This window comes from Synechococcus sp. H55.10, assembly GCF_047502715.1.
Lineage (GTDB): Bacteria > Cyanobacteriota > Cyanobacteriia > Thermostichales > Thermostichaceae > Thermostichus.
In genome coordinates this window covers 1-632 of sequence record NZ_JANSJJ010000197.1, presented here as the reverse complement: position 1 = coordinate 632, position 632 = coordinate 1, and the positions used below count along the sequence as shown (strand labels likewise).

Below are 632 nucleotides of genomic sequence, written 5' to 3'. Positions count from 1 at the left end.
GACCACTGCCTGTGGGATATCGGCGCCGGGACAGGCACCATCGCCATCGAAGCGGCCATTCTCTGCCCCAAAGCTCAGGTGATCGCCATTGAGCGAGATGCAGAGGTGGTTAGCCTGATCGAGAGCAACTGCGAGAAATTCGGCCTCAACAACGTGCAGGTAATCCAGGGCACTGCCCCCGCTTGCTTGCACCAGCTCTCTCCGCCCCCCGATCGCATCTGTATCGAAGGCGGCCATCCGCTACGGGAGATCCTGGAGGCCTCCTGGAACCATCTCAAGCCCAACGGCAGGATTGTGGCAACCACCAACTCTCTGGAGGGGCTCTACGGCCTCTCTACCGGGCTGGCTGCCGTGCGAGCTCATCATGTGGAGGTGATCCAATCGGCCGTGAACCGCCTGGAACACCGCGGTCTCACCCAACTGTTGCTGCCTTTGGATCCCACCTTTGTGTTAAGCGGGGAAAAATCCAGCTAAATCTCATAAAAAATCGTTTACATTTTTTGCAAATCCCTTCGAAAAGTAATGAGCTCAAGAAAATTGAGCTAGCCCAAGCTCTCCAGAGATGGGCAAAGTGCAAACCTTAAGCTATGCCGATATTTCTAGATTGCAGACTTCCATTTGCTCTTATACCA

At 54.6% G+C, this 632-nt stretch carries 1 protein-coding gene; it reads left to right on the top strand.

Translation table 11 applies throughout. The features are described from left to right. Positions 1-474 (top strand): precorrin-6Y C5,15-methyltransferase subunit CbiT (gene cbiT, locus NW858_RS11510; RefSeq protein WP_414520545.1); only part of this gene is annotated, 474 nt, incomplete at its 5' end. Between the last annotated feature and the right edge of the window lie 158 nt (positions 475-632).